Consider the following 19336-nt stretch of genomic DNA (forward strand, 5'->3'; position numbering starts at 1 on the left):
GGGCTGTGATGTGGGTCATGTGTTCCTCTAATGCGGGGGTGCGGTGTGGCAAGTCTCAGCAGCAGGATCGGGATCGCGCTAATGCTGGCGTGCACCGCGGCGGCAACCCCCGCCTGTGGGGTCGGATGCGGCGGCGCGGGCTCGTTGTTGCGGGTGGCCACCGACTCGATGCAGAACGATCCGATGCAGGTCAACGTGGTGCACTCGGAAGAACAAGTGTGCATTAGCCGCTAACGCGGCAGTCGCAACCCGGCCGCGCCCGGCGCGCCATAGGTCGATGGATGGCGCCTCGACGGGCCCCGAAAATGGCATGAATTCATCGTGTAACCGGCGCGATTCTATTTGAATGCAACTGTGCCCTTTATTGCGTGCGGTATTTAAATTCGGGCGAGTTCATACCTTTGGCACGGATTTCACGCATTTAACAAACCTGGGGCTTGGAGGCACCGGTTTCGCGGGGATGCCGGGCCGGGGTCGCGGCAGCCGGCATCGGTATGCGAGGCAACTCGATCCGGGCCACCGGTACGCCCTGACGGGCGGTTGATTGTCTGTCCCGCCTGTGGTGCCCTCGGTGGGATTCGAACCCACACTGGACGGGTTTTGAGTCCGTTTCCTCTGCCAGTTGGGATACGAGGGCTTGCCGGCCTCCTACCTTAGAGGCAGCCTCCCACCATAGAGGATTCGGTGTAGACACCCATCTCACCGCCCCGAGGTCGCTGGCCTCGGACGTTCACGAGACAATGTCCGTCATGACAGGCCCCACGACCGACACCGACGCCGCTGTGCCGCGCCGGGTCCTGATCGCGGAAGACGAAGCGCTGATCCGAATGGACCTCGCCGAGATGCTGCGAGAGGAGGGGTACGACATCGTCGGGGAGGCCGGCGACGGACAGGAGGCCGTCGAGTTGGCCGAACGACATCAACCCGACCTCGTGATCATGGACGTGAAGATGCCTCGCCGCGACGGGATCGACGCGGCGTCCGAGATCGCCAGCAAGCGCATCGCGCCGATCGTGGTGCTGACCGCGTTCAGCCAGCGCGACCTGGTCGAGCGCGCCCGCGATGCCGGGGCGATGGCCTACCTGGTGAAGCCCTTCACGATCAGCGACCTGATTCCGGCGATCGAATTGGCGGTCAGCCGCTTCAGTGAGATCACCGAGCTGGAACGCGAAGTGGCGACGTTGTCCGAGCGGCTGGAGACCCGCAAGCTCGTCGAACGCGCCAAGGGCCTGCTGCAGACCAAGCAGGGCATGACCGAGCCCGAGGCGTTCAAGTGGATTCAGCGCGCCGCCATGGACCGCCGTACCACGATGAAGCGGGTCGCCGAAGTCGTCCTGGAAACCCTCGACACACCTGACGAGTAGGTCGCGGCCGTCGAGTGTGAGCTCAGGCAGACGACACGCCGAATGAGGCCGCCGCAGTTGCACACTGGGCGAAGGCTGAAAGCCTCAGCGCGCCACGATCACCGACGAGCCGTGACCGAACAGGCCCTGGTTGGCCGTGACGCCGACCGTGGCGTTCTCCACCTGCCGGCCCGTCGCCCGACCGCGCAGCTGCCAGGTCAGCTCGCAGACCTGCGCGATGGCCTGGGCGGGGATGGCCTCGCCGAAGCAGGCCAGCCCGCCCGACGGGTTGACCGGGACCCTGCCGCCGATGGTGGTCGCGCCGCCGCGCAGCAGCGCCTCGGCCTCGCCCTTCGGGCACAGCCCGAGATGCTCGTACCAGTCGAGCTCCAGCGCGGTGGACAGGTCGTAGACCTCGGCCAGGCTGACATCCTCGGGCCCGATGCCCGCCTCGGCGTAGGCCGCATCCAGGATCTGATCCTTGAACACCCGGTCCGGTGCGGGCACCGCGGCGGTGGAATCCGTTGCGATGTCGGGCAATTCGGGCAGGTGCTGCGGGTAGCGGGGGGTGACCGTGCTGACCGCCCGCACCGATGGAACGCCGTCGAGCGAGCCGAGGTGCTTGCGGGCGAACTCGGCGCTGGCCACGATCAGGGCCGCCGCACCATCGGAGGTGGCGCAGATGTCGAGCTGTCGCAACGGGTCGGCCACCACCGGGCTGGCGAACACGTCGTCGGCCGAAGCTTCCTTGCGGTAGCGGGCGTTCGGGTTCTGCAGGCCATGCCGCGAGTTCTTCACCTTCACCTGAGCGAAGTCCTCGGCCGTCGCGCCGTAGAGGTCCATCCGGCGGCGCGCCAGCAGCGCGAAGTACACCGGGTTCATCGCACCGATCAGGTGGAACCGCTGCCAGTCGGGGTCGTTCTTGCGTTCTCCGCCAACGGGAGCGAACGCGCCCTTCGGGGTGGTGTCGGCGCCGATCACCAGCGCGACGTCGCAGAAACCGGCCAGGATTTGAGCCCGCGCGCTCTGCAGCGCCTGGGAACCGCTCGCACACGCGGCGTAGCTCGAGCTGACCGGCACGCCGTTCCAGCCCAGCTTCTGGGCGAACGTCGACCCGGCGATGAAGCCCGGGTAGCCGTTGCGGATGGTGTCCGCGCCGGCGACCAGCTGAATCTGCGTCCAGTCCAGGCCGGCCTCGGCCAGCGCGGCGCGCGCGGCGACGACCCCGTACTCGGTGAAGTCGCGGCCCCACTTGCCCCACGGGTGCATTCCGGCGCCCAGGATGTAAAGCGGTTCGGGCATCAGGCGATCCTCCACGCATAGACGATGCGCTGCACGCCGTCGGCGTCGGTGAACAGCGGCATGGTGGTCAGCTCCATCTCCATGCCGACCTTCAAATCGGCGGCCAGCGTGCCCTCGACCACCTTGCCCAGCACGATGATTCCCTCGTCGGCCAGCTCGACCGCGGCGATGGCGAACGGCTCGAAGGGATCCGGGGCGGGGTAGGGCGGCGGGGGTGGATACCGGTTCTCGGTGTAGCTCCACAGCGTTCCCCGGGTCGACAACGCGACGGGTTCCAGTGTGTCGCTGGCGCAGGCCGGGTTGGGGCAGTTGTTCTCGCGCGGCGGGAAGACATAGGTGCCGCATTCGGGGCACTTGCTGCCGATCAAGTGGGCGCTTCCGGTGTCGTCGGTGGCGAACCATCCGTCGATCGCGGGTTCTTGGCTGGTGACCTCTGGCACTCGGCCAGACTACCCAGCCCCAATACGAAACTGAAACGTGTTGCAGTTCCGGCCCCGGGTGGTTGGGGCGCGTGCCCCGTCGTACCGGATGCCTAGAGTGTGAGCCGTGAGTATCGCCAGCGAGGAGCAGACCAAGCCGACGCTGATGCTGCTGGACGGCAATTCGCTGGCCTTCCGCGCCTTCTACGCGCTGCCCGCCGAGAATTTCAAGACCCGCGGCGGCCTGACCACCAACGCGGTGTACGGCTTCACGGCGATGCTGATCAATCTGTTGCGCGACGAGGCCCCGACGCACATCGCCGCGGCGTTCGACGTGTCCCGGCAGACGTTCCGTTCCGAGCGGTACCCCGAGTACAAGGCCAATCGCTCGGCGACGCCGGACGAATTTCACGGCCAGATCGACATCACCAAGGAAGTGCTGAACGCTCTGGGCATCACGGTGCTCGCCGAGCCGGGCTTCGAAGCCGACGACCTCATCGCGACGCTGGCCACCCAGGCCGAACACCAGGGCTACCGCGTGCTGGTGGTCACCGGCGACCGGGACTCTCTGCAGTTGGTCAGCGACGACGTCACGGTGCTCTACCCGCGCAAGGGCGTCAGCGAACTCACCCGGTTCACGCCCGAGGCCGTCGTCGAAAAGTACGGGTTGACCCCCACGCAGTACCCCGACTTCGCCGCCCTGCGTGGCGATCCCAGCGACAACCTGCCCGGCATCCCCGGCGTCGGGGAGAAGACCGCGTCCAAGTGGATCGCCGAGTACGGCTCGCTGCAAGGTCTGGTCGACAACGTCGACTCGGTGCGCGGCAAGGTCGGCGACGCGCTGCGGGCCAACCTGGCCAGCGTGATCCGCAACCGCGAGCTCACCGATCTGGTCAAGGACGTGCCGCTGGCGCAGACCCCGGACACGCTGCGCATGCAGCCCTGGGACCGCGACCACATCCACCGGCTGTTCGACGACCTGGAGTTCCGGGTGTTGCGCGACCGCTTGTTCGACACCCTGGCCGCGGCAGCGCCGGAGGTCGACGCCGGTTTTGACGTCCGCGGGGGCGCGCTGCAGCCCGGCGAGCTGGCGGTGTGGCTGGCGGAGCACAGCTCGGGCAAGCGGTTCGGTCTGGCCGTCGTCGGCACGCATTTGGCCTACGACGCCGACGCCACCGCGTTGGCCATCGTCTCCGCCGACGGTGAGGGCCGCTACATCGACACCTCAACGCTGGAGCCCGACGACGAGGCGGCGCTGGCGTCCTGGTTGGCCGACCCGGGTCCACCCAAGGCGCTGCACGAAGCCAAGCTGGCGATGCACGACCTCGCCGGCCGGGGCTGGACGCTGGCCGGCGTCACCTCCGATACCGCGCTGGCCGCCTACCTGGTTCGGCCCGGGCAGCGCAGCTTCTCCCTCGAGGACCTGTCGCTGCGCTACCTACGCAGGGAGCTTCGCGCGGAAAGTCCTGAGCAGCAACAGCTTTCGCTGCTCGACGATTCCGATGGGACGGACGACCAGGCGGTGCAGACGCTGATCCTGCGGGCCGTGGCGGTGCTGGATCTGGCCGACGCGCTCGACGAGGAGCTGGCCCGCATCAACTCCACGTCGCTGCTTGGCGGCATGGAGCTGCCGGTGCAGCGGGTGCTGGCCGGGATGGAAAACACCGGCATCGCAGTCGATCTGGATCTGCTCGGCGAGCTGCAGAGCGATTTCGCCCACCAGATCCGCGACGCGGCCGAAGCGGCCTACGCGGTGATCGGCAAGCAGATCAACCTGGGCTCGCCGAAGCAGTTGCAGGCGGTGCTCTTCGACGAGCTGGAGATGCCGAAGACCAAGCGCACCAAGACCGGCTACACCACCGATGCCGACGCCCTGCAGTCGCTGTTCGACAAGACCGGCCATCCGTTCCTGCAGCACCTGCTCACCCACCGCGACGCCACCCGGCTCAAGGTGACCGTCGACGGCTTGCTGAATTCGGTGGCCTCCGACGGGCGCATCCACACCACGTTCAACCAGACCATCGCGGCGACGGGCCGGCTGTCGTCGACCGAGCCGAACCTGCAGAACATCCCGATCCGCACCGAGGCGGGCCGGCGGATCCGGGACGCGTTCGTGGTCGGCGACGGCTACAGCGAGCTGATGACCGCCGATTACAGCCAGATCGAAATGCGGATCATGGCGCATCTGTCGCGGGACGAGGGCCTGATCGAGGCGTTCAACACGGGGGAGGACCTGCACTCGTTCGTCGCGTCCCGAGCATTCGGCGTGCCGATCGAGGAGGTCACCGGCGAGCTGCGCCGCCGGGTCAAGGCGATGTCGTACGGGCTGGCCTACGGGTTGAGCGCCTACGGCCTGTCGCAGCAGTTGAAGATCTCCACCGAAGAGGCGAAGGAACAGATGGACGCCTACTTCGCCCGGTTCGGCGGGGTGCGCGACTACCTGATGAACATCGTGGAGCAGGCCCGCAAGGACGGCTACACCTCGACGGTGCTGGGCCGCCGCCGCTACCTTCCCGAGCTGGACAGCAGCAACCGCCAGGTGCGGGAGGCGGCCGAGCGGGCGGCGCTCAACGCGCCCATCCAGGGCAGCGCCGCCGACATCATCAAGGTCGCGATGATCGAGGTCGACAAGGCGATCAAAGAAGCCGGGCTGAAGTCCCGGATGCTGCTGCAGGTGCATGACGAACTGCTGTTCGAAATCGCTCCGGGCGAGCGCGACCAGCTCGAGGCGCTGGCCCGCGAGAAGATGGGCGGCGCCTATCCGCTCGACGTGCCGTTGGAGGTCTCGGTGGGCTACGGCCGTTCCTGGGACGCGGCGGCGCATTGACGGGGGCGTCAGTCGCCGAGGATGATCTAGCGGAGAGAAAATTTATCGCGAAATTCGCGTTGCGGTCACTTTCGCCGTGGGCATTCACCCGGTGTCGCGCAAGTGGCGCGCCGCCCGGGTTTGGCCAGCGTGTACGCAGTCGAGTAACCTCAATAGATAAATCCCAGTTTTGTCCCTACGACCCAACCTGTCCGGAGCAACCCACCACATGCCGAGTCCCACCGTCACCTCGCCCCAAGTAGCCGTCAACGACATTGGCTCCAGCGAGGACTTTCTTGCCGCAATAGACAAAACGATCAAGTACTTCAACGATGGCGACATCGTCGAGGGGACGATCGTCAAAGTGGACCGGGACGAGGTGCTCCTCGACATCGGCTACAAGACAGAGGGCGTCATCCCCGCCCGCGAGCTCTCCATCAAGCACGATGTCGACCCCAGCGAGGTCGTTTCCGTCGGTGATGAGGTCGAAGCCCTTGTTCTCACCAAGGAGGACAAAGAGGGCCGCCTGATCCTGTCCAAGAAGCGCGCGCAATACGAGCGCGCCTGGGGCACCATCGAGGCGCTCAAGGAGAAGGACGAGGCCGTCAAGGGCACCGTCATCGAGGTGGTCAAGGGTGGCCTGATCCTCGACATCGGCCTGCGTGGCTTCCTGCCCGCGTCGCTGGTCGAGATGCGTCGGGTCCGCGATCTGCAGCCGTACATCGGCAAGGAGATCGAGGCCAAGATCATCGAGCTGGACAAGAACCGCAACAACGTCGTGCTGTCGCGCCGGGCCTGGCTGGAGCAGACCCAGTCCGAGGTGCGCAGCGAGTTCCTCAACCAGCTGCAGAAGGGCGCCATCCGCAAGGGTGTCGTCTCGTCCATCGTCAACTTCGGCGCGTTCGTCGACCTCGGTGGTGTGGACGGCCTGGTGCACGTCTCCGAGCTGTCCTGGAAGCACATCGACCACCCGTCCGAGGTAGTCCAGGTCGGCGACGAGGTCACCGTCGAGGTGCTCGACGTCGACATGGACCGCGAGCGGGTTTCGTTGTCGCTCAAGGCAACCCAGGAAGACCCGTGGCGCCACTTCGCCCGCACGCACGCCATCGGCCAGATCGTGCCCGGCAAGGTCACCAAGCTGGTGCCGTTCGGTGCGTTCGTCCGCGTCGAGGAGGGCATCGAGGGCCTGGTGCACATCTCCGAGCTGGCCGAGCGCCACGTCGAGGTGCCCGACCAGGTGGTGGCCGTCGGTGACGACGCCATGGTCAAGGTCATCGACATCGACCTGGAGCGCCGCCGAATCTCGTTGTCGCTCAAGCAAGCCAACGAGGACTACACCGACGAGTTCGACCCGGCGAAGTACGGCATGGCCGACAGCTACGACGAGCAGGGCAACTACATCTTCCCCGAAGGCTTCGACGCCGAGACCAACGAATGGCTCGAGGGGTTCGACAAGCAGCGCACCGAGTGGGAGGCCCGCTACGCCGAGGCCGAACGCCGCCACAAGATGCACACCGCGCAGATGGAGAAGTTCGCCGCGGCCGAGGCGGCCGGGCACGCCGAGCAGTCGTCGGGCAACGGCGGTGCGCCGCAGGAGAAGGCGGCCGGCGGGTCGCTGGCCAGCGACGCTCAATTGGCCGCCCTGCGGGAGAAGCTCGCCGGCAACGCCTAAGCGCGTTCACGCATGCTGCGTATCGGGTTGACCGGTGGCATCGGCGCCGGCAAGTCGGCGCTGTCGACCACCTTCGCGAAATGCGGTGCGGTCATCGTCGACGGTGACGTCATCGCGCGCGAGGTGGTCCAGCCGGGCACCGAGGGGCTGGCGGCGCTTGTCGAGGCGTTCGGTGACGACATACTGCTGCCCGACGGGTCGCTGGATCGTCCCGCGCTGGCCGCCAAGGCCTTCCGGGACGACGAGGCGCGTCAACGGCTGAACGGCATCGTCCACCCGCTGGTCGGCAAGCGCCGCGCCGAGATCATCGCCTCGGTGCCCGAGGATTCGGTTGTCGTCGAAGACATCCCGCTGCTGGTGGAGTCGGGGATGGCGCCGCTGTTTCCGGTCGTGGTGATCGTGTATGCCGACGTCGAGGTGCGGCTGCGACGGCTGGTCGATCAGCGGGGCATGCCCGAATCCGATGCCCGGGCCCGGATCGCCGCGCAGGCCAGCGACGAGCAGCGCCGTGCCGTCGCCGACATCTGGGTGGACAACTCCGGCACCCCGGAGGACCTGGTGCAGCGGGCCCATGACGTGTGGGACCACCGGATACTGCCCTTCGCGCACAACCTGACTCGGCATCAGGTCGCCCTGGCGCCGGCGCGGGTGGTGCCGCCCGATCCGAGTTGGCCGGATCAGGCACGGCGGATCGTCAACCGGTTGCAGACCGCCTGTGGCCACCGGGCGATTCGCGTGGACCACATCGGTTCGACCGCCGTGCCGGACCTTCCCGCCAAGGACGTGATCGACGTGCAGATCACCGTCGAATCATTGGCTGCCGCCGACGAACTCGTCGAGCCCCTGCTGGCCGCCGGCTACCCCCGCATCGAGCGCATCACCTCCGACGTCGCCAGGCCCGATGCGCGCAGCACCGTCGAGCGCTACGACCACAGCGACGATGCGGAGCTGTGGGGCAAGCGGCTTCATGCCTCGGCCGATCCGGGTCGCCCAACCAACGTGCATATCCGGGTCGATGGCTGGCCCAACCAACAGTTCGCGCTGTTGTTCGTCGACTGGCTGTCGGCCAACGCCGATGTGCGCGAGCAGTATTGGCGGGTCAAGCGGGAGGCGGATGCAGGCGCCGACGGCGACACCGTGCGCTATACCACCGCCAAAGAGCCGTGGTTTGGTGACGCCTACCGGCGATCGTGGGAATGGGCCGACGCCACTGGCTGGAAGCCCTGATCCGCCATGCCGTTCGTCAACGACATCCTGGGCCCGCGGCGGCCCTTCGTGGACGAGGCGCCGCAGCTGGCGGCCGGACGACGGCGGCGCACCAGCACCATCGACACCCATCCGGATGAGGCGGGCGGCTCCCTGGCCGACCTGCGGGCACGCGACGTGGTGGGCGCCGAGGGCGGACGCGTCGAGGTACTCGGCGAGATCCGAATGCGGGCACATCTCACCGATCAGGTCGTCGACGACATCACTTCCCCCGCCGGTCTCGACGCACTGCTGGGCTGTCGTGTCGGGGCCGGATTCCGTGCGAAGGTCGGCCGGCTGTTCCCCGAGGAAGCAGAGCGCGCCAGCTTGCTGCATCTGCTGCTCGACGACTGGGTCGGTGCAACGCTGGTGTCCGGATACGCCACCCAGTACGCGGCGATCATCGAGGGCGTCGAAGAAAAGATGCCGCTGGGCATCGCCGACCGGATGGCCGGCATCTGCGCCGGTTTCGCACCTGACGCTTCGCTCATCGCGTACACCCGACGGCACGATGTCATCCCGACGGGCCGCGGCCCGTCGGCGCCGCCGCTGAACGGGCTGCACGAAGTGGAGCCGCTCCGAGCGCGCGGGATGCGCAGGTACCGACGGCTGGATCTGGCGGAAGTCGACACCGGGTCGGCGCACTTCCAGGCCCACTTCCGCGACTCTCACATGGACGACGACTTGGTGGAGACGATCGTGCACGAGTACACGGTCGCCGGCACGCTTGACACCTCGAGGCGGGTAATCACCGAGGTGAACGCCGAAGTACGGGTGTTGCCCTGGCAGGAATGCCCGGGGGCGATCGGTAGTGCGTCCCGCATCCGCGGTATGACTCTCGCCGAGTTACGCGACCGCATCCGCGGCGAATTCGTCGGCACCAGCACCTGCACCCACCTCAACGACACGTTGCGCGCGATCGCCGACCTGGACGCCCTGTTAGATAGCCGGTAACAGGTCGACGCTCTCGTCTTCGACGCCTCGAAGGTCTGCGAGATCCTCGTGGGGGTCGGGCGATCGATCTCAGGCGGGCAGTGGTGCACCGCACTGCAGCGCGCCGTTGTTGGGGTCGGCATTCCCGGGCGCCGGTTTGACCACCTGGTCGGTCTGGGTGAAAACGTTGTCGTCGACGTCGATCTCGCAATGCACGTTCGCCGAATACGGGAAGCGAAGCACTATCCGCATGCCGGCCTGCTGCGGGTCGGGCAGCACCGTGTTGGCCTCGAATGCGTTGCCGGGCATGGACGGAAGGTTGGTGGTGTTCGTCTGACCGCCATTGATGATGAAGGTGGCCTGACTGCCGGTCGTCAGCGCGTCGATGCGGGCACGGTAGGTGATGTTGTGCAGGTCCGCCCGCGCGGTCGCCGGACTCAGTTGGGAGCCAACGGCGATGATCGTCACCGCGATGATGGGCAGCAGCCTGCGGCCGGTGCAGCTCATAGTCGCTGACATTACCCGCTCTCCCGCACCACGTCGCCGGCGTCCTTATCGGTGCGGACGCCGAGGTAACGCGGGTGGCGCAGCTTCCCGTCACGGGTCCACTCGGTGAAACCGATCTGCACCACCAGTTCGGGGCGCGCCCAATGGGCGCCGGCTTGGCGCACCAGGCCACGCGTGAAGGGCGGCGTCTCCCGCGGGATCGCCGACAGCCGCTCGTGCAGGCGGTGCAGCGTGGCCTCGTCGAAGCCCGTCCCCACTTTGCCGGCGTAGACGAAGTCGCGGCCCTGGTAATAGCCCAGCAGCAGCGCGCCCAATTCGACCCGGCTGCCCTTGGGGCTGGTGTAGCCGCCCACCACGAATTCCTGGTCGCGCACGCACTTGAACTTCAGCCAATTCTTCGAGCGGCCGCCGTCGTAGGTCGATTCGGCCAGCTTGGCGATCACCCCCTCGTCGCCGCGCTCGCAGGCCGCGCGGTAGGCGGCCAGGCCTTCGGCAACCCGGTGCGGGGTGTAGCGCAGTGGACCGCCGAATTCAATCGCGTTGCGTAGCAGCCGCTTCCGCCACATCAGCGGCGCGCCGACCGTCGACTTGCCGTCGAGGTGCAGCAGGTCGAAGACGTAATAGAAGACGCGGACCGGCGATGCCCGGGCCGCCTCCGGGTCGGTGATGCCCAGGCGGCCCTGCAGCCGGGCGAAGCTGGTGCGGCGGCCTTCAAATGCCACCACCTCGCCATCCAGCACGAAGCGGGTGGAGTGCTGAGCCGCGAGCGCGTCGACCAGTTCCGGGTAGGTCCCGTTGAGCGGCTGGCGATTTCGCGACAGCAGCCGCACCCGGGCGCCGTCCCGGAAGGCCAGGCAGCGCATCCCGTCGAACTTGCGCTCGAAGACCCACCGCGGATCGGAGAACCGCTTGTCGGTCAGCGTGGCCAGCGTGGGAGATCGCCAGTCGGGCACCGGCTCGTCGTGCAGCAGGCTTCGAACGTCCTCGGGCAAACCCCATTCCGGAGCAGCCATGTTCCGTCCTTGCGTCGCGCATCCCTCTGATCAGGTACTCAGACCGGCGTACTTGGGTCGAAAGACCCTGTTCTCGATCGGTCGATGCGATCGAACATACAGCAGCAACCAGTCGATATTGGGGGTCCGAATGCCCACCGGCAGCGCACTACGTGCAGAGCCACCAATTCGGCGTCGTGAAACGTCGTTCACCTACGACGCCTTCCTGTCCTACAGCCACCAGGACGGGGAGGCCGTGGCCGGCATCCAGAAGGGCTTGCACCACATCGGCCGTCGCGTCGGCCAGTTGAACGCGTTGCGGGTGTTTCGGGACAGCACCGAACTGGCCGCCAATCCGAACCTGTGGGGCAAGGTCAGCAACGCGATGGACCAGTCGCGCTATCTGATCGTGGTGCTTTCGTCGTCGGCGGCAGGCTCTCACTGGGTCAACCAGGAGGTCGCCTACTGGTTGGAGCGACGCGGTCCCGACCAGCTGTTGGTCGTAGTGGTGGAGGGCCACCTGTGCTGGGACGGCGACAACCGCCGGTTTGATCCCGCCCGGTCGGATGTCGCGTTGCCGGTACTGACCGCTCCTGGGGTGCTGCCCGCGGAACCGCTCTATGTCGACATCAGCGGCGACGCGCCATGGGATCCGCACGGGCACGCCTTCCGGGACAAGGTCACCGATCTGGCCGCCCCCATCCACGGGAAGTCCAAGTATGAGCTGGCCAGCGACGACCTCCGTGAACAGCGGCGCTTCCGGCGCTTTCGCCGAGCGGCCATCGCGGGACTGGTTTTCCTCACCATCCTGGCGGTGGTGGCGGCGTCAATCGCGGTCGTGAAGCAACAAGAAGCGAATCACCAACGACAAGAAGCCCTACTTCAGCGCAATCAGGCGATAGCCCAACGCAACCAAGCGATAGCACTCAAATTGACCTCGCAAGGACAAGCCATGCTTGCCGGTGTCGAAGGTGGCGGTGATGTGCGGGCGCTGCAGCAGATCCTGGCCGCGCCGCACATCTCCCCGAATGCCGACACGGGCGCGCTGTTCACCGGGGTGGTCGCGCAGCGGAGCACTACCAAGATCATCCAGACTCCCGGCTTTGTGATCAGTGTGGCGTTCAGCCCGGATGGGCGGCGCATCGTCTCCGGCAGCCGCGATAAGACGCTGCGGTTGTGGGACGCCGGCACGGGCGCGCCGATCGGCGCGCCGCTGACCGGGCACACCGGCGGGGTGTTGAGTGTGGCGTTCAGCCCCGATGGGCGGCGCATCGCCTCCGGCGGCGGCGACGGCACCGTGCGGTTGTGGGATGCCGGTGCCGGCCAGCCGATCGGCGCACCCCTGCTCGGCCACACCGACGCGGCGCGAAGTGTGGCGTTCAGTCCGGATGGGCGGCGCATCGTCTCCGGCGGTGACGACCGCACGCTGCGAATGTGGGACGCCGATACCGGCGCACCGATCGGCGCACCCCTGCTCGGCCACACGGACAAGGTGAACAGCGTGGCGTTCAGTCCGGACGGGCGGCGCATCGTCTCCGGCAGCGACGACGAGACGCTGCGGTTGTGGGATGCCGGCACCGGCGCGCCGGCCGGCGCGCCGCTGAGAGGCCACACCAGCACGGTGGAGTCTGTGGCGTTCAGCCCGGATGGGCGGCGCATCGTCTCCGGCAGCCTCGACACCACGGTGCGGTTGTGGGACGCCGGCACCGGCGCGCCGGTCGGCGCGCCGCTGAGAGGCCACACCAGCCCGGTGGAGTCTGTGGCGTTCAGTCCGGATGGGCGGCGCGTCGCCTCCGGGAGCTGGGACGATACGTTGCGCGTGTGGGATGCCGGCACGGGTGCGCCGATCGGCAGGCCACTGGCCGGCCACACCGCATACGTGTGGAGCGTGGCGTTCAGCCCGGATGGGCGGCGGATCGTCTCCGGCAGCCTCGACACCACTCTGCGGTTATGGGATCCAGACGCGGAGCAGTCCATGACCGGCCACACGGACGTGGTGACCAGCGTGGCGTTCAGCCCGGACGGGCGCCGCATCGCGTCCGGCAGCTGGGATAAGACGCTGCGGTTGTGGGATGCCGGCACCGGCCAGCCGATCGGCGCCCCGCTGACCGGACACACCGACGCGGTGGGGAGCGTGGCGTTTAGCCCGGACGGGCGGCGCATCGTCTCCGGGGGCTGGGATAAGACGCTGCGGTTGTGGGACGCCGGCACCGGCCAGCCGATCGGCGCCCCGCTGACCGGCCACACCGACTGGGTGCGGAGCGTCGCGTTTAGCCCGGATGGGCAGCGCATCGTCTCCGGCGGCGACGACGAGACGGTGCGGTTGTGGGATGCGGCCACTGGCCAGCCGATCGGCGCCCCGCTGACCGGACACACCGGCGCAGTAGAAGGTGTGGCGTTTAGCCCGGATGGGCGGCGCGTCGTCTCCGGCAGCCTCGACACCACGCTGCGATTGTGGGATGCCGGCACCGGCCAGCCGATCGGCGCCCCGCTGACCGGCCACACCGGCTTGGTGAGAACTGTGGCGTTCAGCCCGGATGGGCAGCGCATCGTGTCCGGCGGCTCCGACACCTCGCTGCGGTTATGGGATGCCGGCACCGGCAAGCTCATTGGCGCCCCGCTGACCGGCCACACCGACATGGTGTGGAGCGTGGCGTTCAGCCCGGATGGGCAGCGCGTCGTGTCCGGCAGTCAAGACAAGACGCTGCGGTTGTGGAACGCGGCCACCGGCAAGCCCATCGGCGCCCCGCTGACCGGCCACACCGACGCGGTGTTCGGTGTGGCGTTCAGCCCCGACGGGCAGCGCATTGCCTCCGGCAGCCACGACAAGACGTTGCGGCTGTGGCCCGCACCGCCCGAGGCGGACTGGTCCTCGCTGCTATGTGGCAAGCTCGCCGCGAACATGAGCCACCGGCAGTGGAACGACTGGGTCTCACCCGATGTCCCCTACATCACGGTCTGCCCCGGCCTCCCGGTCACGCCGGACTAGCCGCTCCTCGAGCGGGTGGCTAGCGACCCTCGGCCGCGTCGTGCAGCAGATACCGGGCTTCCACCGCGCGGATGAGTTCGTGCCGGATGTGTTCCACGTCGGCGGCGCGCCGGGCAAGCACCTCGTCCTCCCAGGCCGCGACCTGCTTTGCCAAGTCCCTGTCGGTAATGGTCGAGTCCAGCCAGCGTGAGAAATCCCCGCGTTCGAGATGGTATTGCAGCGCTCGGTAATCGATATGACTTATCGCAGAACGGAATTCATGCATCGTTGCGGCCGGCCGGACCGGCCTTCCATTGATCGTGTGGAAGTAGAACCGGCGCTCGTCCGGCAGCCGGACATCGGCGTATTTGTGGCGGTGCCTTACGTGGCCGGTCTGGCGGTCGGCGATTGTGAACGCGCGAGACGGGCCGCCGCCGAAACTGACCGTGGCTCGGCGCACCGGGGGCAGGGTTGCCGCGTCGGCGCTGGCGGTGAGGGTCAGCACCACGTCGCTGTTGTCGATCTCCTGGGCGGGCAGTGCGGCCGGCGCGAACGACGACAACACGTAGCCGCCGCGTCGCGCCCAGCGTGCTTCCTCCTCGGTGCCGAGCAGGTGCGCCTCGTCGTAGATCACCCAGTGCGGGAATCCGTGTTGTTCGCGGTGCGCCTCGGCGGTCGACCGCAGCAGGTGCAAATACTCGGCCTTTTCGGGCTCGGCGATCCCGGACATGTCCACCACCACGCTGGAACGCGGGCTGAGGCCGTTGACCAGTTCGGTGGGTTCGGGAAGGTGCTGGCGGCCATCGATCACCTCGACCCCGCTGAGCTCCCGTAATTGCACGTGGTCGCCTTCGGGATCGATGACCAGGACGCAATAGCCGGCAGAAATCCATCGCTCCGCCAGCAGGCCGGCGAGATAGCTTTTCCCCGACGCGGCGGGGCCGGTCACGAGGATGCGGCCCTGGCTTCCCGGCACCCGGGTCGGAGTGTGGTCGTCGAAGGTGCCGATGTCGACCCACCGCCGCGGCGGGCACCAGCGTTGCGCCCCACTCAAATACGGTCCGGTCAGCAACCCGGCGACGCCGGCGCCGTCCGGTTCGTCGAGCACGAGGTCGGCCCGCCGGCGCACGGACGAGATGGCATTGGCCACCGCTGCCCCGATCTCCGCGATGCCGAAAAGCGACAAGTCGTTCTCCGCATCTCCGATCGCGACGGTGTTGTGGGGCGACAGATTCAGTTCGGCCAGGACCGCACGTAAGCCGGTGCCTTTGGTGACACCGGCCGGCAGCACCATGAGTGCGGACCGGTTCCGAATGACTTGGCAGTCCAGCTCTAGTTCGCCGATCACCTCCACGACGGTCGCGGCATGCTCACCGTCGGTGGCCACCATGACCTCGCCCCGGCGGGACGGCACCCACCGTTCACCGAGCGCACCGTCGAGGCTGCTGTCCACCGGCTCGGCCAACCTGCAGGTGTGCCCCTTGACCACCATCACGGCGCCGTTTTCCAGTACCAGCGCATCGAAATGGTCGGCGATGTGGGGGAATTCCGCCTGCAGTTCCGCCCCGATGCGGCCGGTGACCAGTACGGCGGTCAAGCCATTGCGCCGGGCCCCGTAGATGGCGTCCAGCGTTTGAGGTGACAGCTGCCCGTCGGAGGTCAGCGTGCCGTCGAGGTCGACCGCTATCACTTGGAAAAAGGTCACGGGTTCCTCGAATCCGTTCGCATGACGGACTTATGCGGTGTGGCTTGGCACTGCCGAAATTAGGGCCGCGGGCGCGCCGGGGGTAGGGCCGTTAGACCTTGGTTCGAACGTCGCCGCGGCTTACCGCTGGCGCCAGGTGAGCTCCATCCCGTGGCCGGTCAGCCAGCGGGACAGGTCATAACCGTTGCGGGCCAGGCCCGCTACGGCGTCCACGGCGCGCCGCACCGCCCGCTCGGCGACCTCGGGGGCCAGCAAGCCGTGGCGGACCGCATCCAGCAACTCGTCGACGTCGGTCAGGTCCGCGCCGTCGCCGGTGCGGACCTCGATGTCGAGGTAGTGATCTTCGGAACGCCAGACGTCGCGGCCGGGCGTGTATTCGCCGACGTCGAGGTAGTAGTCGTGGTCGCGTTCATGGCCGGGGTTGAAGTGAAAGACCGTGGCGCGCAAGCCGAGCGACGGCAGCAGCCACGACTCGAGGTAGTGGAACTGGGCGCGGCCGGGGGTGGGCCGGGCCACGTAGAGGCCCCACGGATGCACCGCATAGTCGTCCACGGCCCGCACGATGCCTTTGGGATCGGTGTTGGTGCGGGCGATGAGGTCGAACGTCTCGTGCTTCGGCGGATGGATGCTGCCACTCTAACGCCGAAGGCGGATTCTCCACCGCACAAAACCGGCATAGAACAGCGACAACGCCGCGAGCATGCCCATGTCGAGCAGCCAGACCTTCGACGTGTGCTGCCAGAACCGGTCCTGGGACAGCAGCGAATCGGGCACCAGGTGCCGCAGATCGACCGTCGACGCCGCCGCGGCGTAGCCCCACCGCGCCGGCATCCCGAACGACAGCTGGTCCAGCCCGAGGCGGCCGGTCACGGGAACCATTCCGCCGCACAGCACCAGCTGGGCCATGACCGTCACCACGAACAGCGGCATGATCTGCTCGCTGGAGCGGACCAGCGACGAAATCGCCAGGCCGAGAATCGCCGAGGCCACACAGGTCGCCGCGACGGTGGCGAACAGTTCGACGGTCGCCCCGAGGGTGGAATGGCCGAGCAGGACGGCGCCGCGCGCCGGCGCGCTCTTGCCGATCACCACGATCGCGGTGATGATCGCCGACTGCAGGACCGCGAACCCGCAGTACACGGCGGTCTTCGCGAGCAGGTAGGCCGTGGTCGACAGCCCGACCGCTTGCTCGCGCTGAAAGATGGGGCGTTCGCCGACCAGGTCGCGGATCGTCAGCGCGGTACCCATGAACGCCGCGGCCGGCATCAGCAGGGCCAGGATCTGCGCCGCCTCGTCGGGCGTCCCCGCGTTCGCGCCGGGCAGATGGAATCCGTTGCCGCCGGGAACGGTCAGGGACAGCGAGCCCAGGATGAACGGCAACAACGCCAGGAAGACGAAGTACGCCCGGTCGGCGACCACCAGGCGGATCTGCCGGCGGGCGACCGTCGAAATCTGGCGCCGCACACTGGTATGCACCGGTTCGCCCAGGGCGCCGGGCTCATCGGCCCTGTCCGGCACCAGTTTCTGCGGCCGCTTCTCGGCGTCACGTTGCTCCACGAAGCGCCGGTTGGCCTCATCGGGGTCGGCGCCCACCTTCGTGAAGATCTTCGCCCAGTTGGTGGTTCCCATGGCCTCGCCGATCTGATCCGGCGGGCCGCAGTAGGCCGTCTTGCCGCCCGGGGCCACCAGCAGCAGCTGATCGCAGGTCTCCAGGTAGGACAGCATGTGCGTTACCACGATCACCACGCGACCGGCGTCGGCCAGCTGCCGCAGCATCATCATGACCTGGTGGTCGAGCGCCGGATCGAGGCCGGAGGTCGGCTCGTCGAGGATCAACAGCGACGGGCCGGTGAGCAGCTCGAGCGCCACCGAGGCGCGCTTGCGCTGACCGCCGGACAGCTTGTCCACCCGGGTTTCGGCGTGCTTGGTCAGGTCGAGCTCTTCGAGGACCTGAGCGACGATTTTCGCCCGGTCGGATTTGCTGGTGTCGGGCGGTAGGCGCAGTTCGGCGGCGTAGCCGAGGGCCTGGTTGATGGTCAGCTGCCGGTGCACCACGTCGTCCTGCGGGACCATGCCGATGCGGCTGCGCAACGACGCGTATTCGGCGTGAATGTCGTGGCCCTCGAACGTAACCGAGCCGGAGCTGGGGGTGGTGTAGCCGGCGATGAGCCTGGCCAGGGTGCTCTTTCCGGCCCCCGATCCGCCGATGACGGCGGTCAGCGTGCCCGGCCGCGCGATCAGCGAGATGTCGTCCAGGAGTTGTTTGCCGTTGTCGACGACGTAGCGGACGTTGCGCACCTCCAGGCCGCCGGTGCGCGTCGCGGCCTCGCTGCGTGGGGTCAGGGTGCCGTCGCGGAAAACGAGGTCGACGTTGCCGATGGTGACGACGTCGTCGTCGGACAGGATCGCCGACCCGACCCGGGTGCCGTTGACGAACGTTCCGTTGATGCTGTTGTCCCGGATTTCGGTGCCCAGCGGCGTCCGCACCAACGTCGCATGCCGCCGTGAGGCCAACACGTCGGAGACCACGATGTCGTTCTCCGCGGCGCGCCCGATCGTCATGGCGCCCGGGCTGCCCGCGGCGGCCGACGAGCGCGGTGAAAGCAACTTCACAAACCGCGTAGCGAGGTTCGACACGTCGGCCGTCTTGGCGTCGACCACGGTGAGTTCGGCCGGCGGCGTCGCGACCGGCTGAGGCGCCGGGGCGTGCACGACGGTCAGCTCGTCGGGTGGTGTGCCGCGCGGCACGTTCGGGGGCGGCGGTGGCGCCTGGCGTGGCGGCGAAATCGGCTGCCTGTGCGGCGAATTCGGCGATCCCGCCGGCCTGGGCGGCAGCGGTCGCGGCCGGACCGGCGGCCGCGTGGGATTCGTCCGCTCGGGAAGCGCCGACCACGCCAGCGTCGGCGGACCGGCCTCGGGGCTCGGCCGCGTCCTGCCCGGCCGGTTGGTGTAGCCCTGCTGCGGTCCGACGGCGAACGTCAGCCGGGGTCCCCGCGGATTGCCGACGTGAATGCTCTGGCCGTCGTGGATGTCGATGACCGGCATCCGGTAGCCGTTGAGATAGGTGCCGTTCAGCGACCCGTTGTCTATTGCCAGCCAGCGGCCCTGGTCGAAACGCAGGATCAGGTGTGCACGCGAGATCCGTGGATCGGCGATCCGCACGTCGGCCTCGACGTCGCGGCCGATGACCACCTCGTGGCCGGCCGCGAAGGATCGTTGGGACCCGTCGTGCCTAATCGTCAGGATGGGCGGGGCGGGTCGGGTCACCACTCAAGTATCGGTGCGCCCGGTGAGTGGTCTCTATTGGGATCGCCTGTGATTTCGCTATGTTTCGAGGCCGCCACTCATAACCGGTTCATAGCTTGCGGAGACGAATGCCCCACCGCGATCCGGCATGATCTAGACGTAAGGGGGTGCAGGCCCAATCGCGAAGCCCTGATGGGC

At 67.8% G+C, this 19336-nt stretch carries 14 protein-coding genes and 1 tRNA gene; 7 read left to right on the top strand and 8 right to left on the bottom strand.

The window, feature by feature from the left end; all coding sequences use genetic code 11:
- Positions 1-45 precede the first annotated feature (45 nt).
- Positions 46-234, top strand: a complete 189-nt coding sequence (locus tag A5697_RS27770; RefSeq protein WP_156659506.1) for a hypothetical protein — start codon at positions 46-48, stop codon at positions 232-234.
- A 326-nt stretch (positions 235-560) separates the two neighbouring features.
- Here A5697_RS27770 and A5697_RS14400 read toward each other — a convergent pair.
- Positions 561-637 (bottom strand) — tRNA-Leu (locus A5697_RS14400).
- Between the two features lie 112 nt (positions 638-749).
- Between A5697_RS14400 and A5697_RS14405 the strand changes: the two genes are divergently transcribed.
- Complete coding sequence (locus tag A5697_RS14405) at positions 750-1364, top strand: ANTAR domain-containing response regulator (protein ID WP_197501006.1); 615 nt, start codon at positions 750-752, stop codon at positions 1362-1364.
- Between the two features lie 84 nt (positions 1365-1448).
- On the opposite strand, the gene A5697_RS14410 is transcribed toward A5697_RS14405, so the two are convergent.
- Both A5697_RS14410 and A5697_RS14415 read right to left on the bottom strand, forming a co-directional pair.
- The gene (locus A5697_RS14410) at positions 1449-2645 is read right to left on the bottom strand and encodes a lipid-transfer protein (RefSeq protein WP_068011153.1); all 1197 of its coding nucleotides are present in this window, start codon (positions 2643-2645) and stop codon (positions 1449-1451) included.
- Positions 2645-3085 (bottom strand): Zn-ribbon domain-containing OB-fold protein, encoded by a 441-nt coding sequence (locus tag A5697_RS14415; RefSeq protein ID WP_067951187.1) that lies wholly within the window; start codon positions 3083-3085, stop codon positions 2645-2647. Before A5697_RS14415 ends, A5697_RS14410 begins: the two co-directional genes overlap by 1 nt.
- Before the next feature lie 145 nt (positions 3086-3230).
- Here A5697_RS14415 and polA point away from each other — a divergent pair, with 145 nt between their 5' ends.
- From polA to A5697_RS14435, 4 genes are all read left to right on the top strand, one after another.
- Positions 3231-5891 carry a DNA polymerase I gene (gene polA / locus A5697_RS14420; protein WP_197501010.1) on the top strand — a complete coding sequence of 887 codons (2661 nt, stop codon included), beginning with the start codon at positions 3231-3233 and terminating at the stop codon, positions 5889-5891.
- Between the two features lie 208 nt (positions 5892-6099).
- Entirely contained in the window at positions 6100-7542 is a 1443-nt protein-coding gene (rpsA, locus tag A5697_RS14425) for a 30S ribosomal protein S1 (RefSeq protein WP_067951190.1), read from the top strand.
- Between the two features lie 12 nt (positions 7543-7554).
- Complete coding sequence (coaE, locus tag A5697_RS14430) at positions 7555-8769, top strand: dephospho-CoA kinase (protein WP_068011087.1); 1215 nt, start codon at positions 7555-7557, stop codon at positions 8767-8769.
- 6 nt (positions 8770-8775) lie between these two features.
- On the top strand, positions 8776-9741 hold the full coding sequence (locus A5697_RS14435) for a DUF2889 domain-containing protein (RefSeq protein ID WP_068011089.1): 966 nt from the start codon (positions 8776-8778) through the stop codon (positions 9739-9741).
- A gap of 69 nt (positions 9742-9810) precedes the next feature.
- On the opposite strand, the gene A5697_RS14440 is transcribed toward A5697_RS14435, so the two are convergent.
- Entirely contained in the window at positions 9811-10227 is a 417-nt protein-coding gene (locus A5697_RS14440) for a hypothetical protein (protein WP_067951195.1), read from the bottom strand.
- A gap of 11 nt (positions 10228-10238) precedes the next feature.
- Positions 10239-11240, bottom strand: coding sequence for a non-homologous end-joining DNA ligase (gene ligD, locus A5697_RS14445; RefSeq protein WP_068011090.1), 1002 nt, complete (start codon positions 11238-11240; stop codon positions 10239-10241).
- A gap of 130 nt (positions 11241-11370) precedes the next feature.
- On the opposite strand from ligD, the gene A5697_RS14450 reads away from it, so the two are divergent.
- Positions 11371-14208, top strand: coding sequence for a TIR domain-containing protein (locus A5697_RS14450; protein ID WP_068011092.1), 2838 nt, complete (start codon positions 11371-11373; stop codon positions 14206-14208).
- A gap of 19 nt (positions 14209-14227) precedes the next feature.
- Here the strand turns inward: A5697_RS14450 and A5697_RS14455 are convergent, their stop codons facing one another.
- The 3 genes from A5697_RS14455 to A5697_RS14465 all read right to left on the bottom strand — a co-directional run bounded on the left by A5697_RS14455 (position 14228) and on the right by A5697_RS14465 (position 19162).
- Positions 14228-15892 (bottom strand): HAD hydrolase family protein, encoded by a 1665-nt coding sequence (locus tag A5697_RS14455; protein WP_068011093.1) that lies wholly within the window; start codon positions 15890-15892, stop codon positions 14228-14230.
- A gap of 120 nt (positions 15893-16012) precedes the next feature.
- Positions 16013-16453 (bottom strand): DUF402 domain-containing protein, encoded by a 441-nt coding sequence (locus A5697_RS14460; protein ID WP_068011096.1) that lies wholly within the window; start codon positions 16451-16453, stop codon positions 16013-16015.
- A 75-nt stretch (positions 16454-16528) separates the two neighbouring features.
- Entirely contained in the window at positions 16529-19162 is a 2634-nt protein-coding gene (locus tag A5697_RS14465) for an FHA domain-containing protein (RefSeq protein ID WP_197501007.1), read from the bottom strand.
- Positions 19163-19336 lie beyond the last annotated feature (174 nt).

This window comes from Mycobacterium sp. E3251 (assembly GCF_001666835.1).
Taxonomy (GTDB): Bacteria; Actinomycetota; Actinomycetes; order Mycobacteriales; family Mycobacteriaceae; genus Mycobacterium.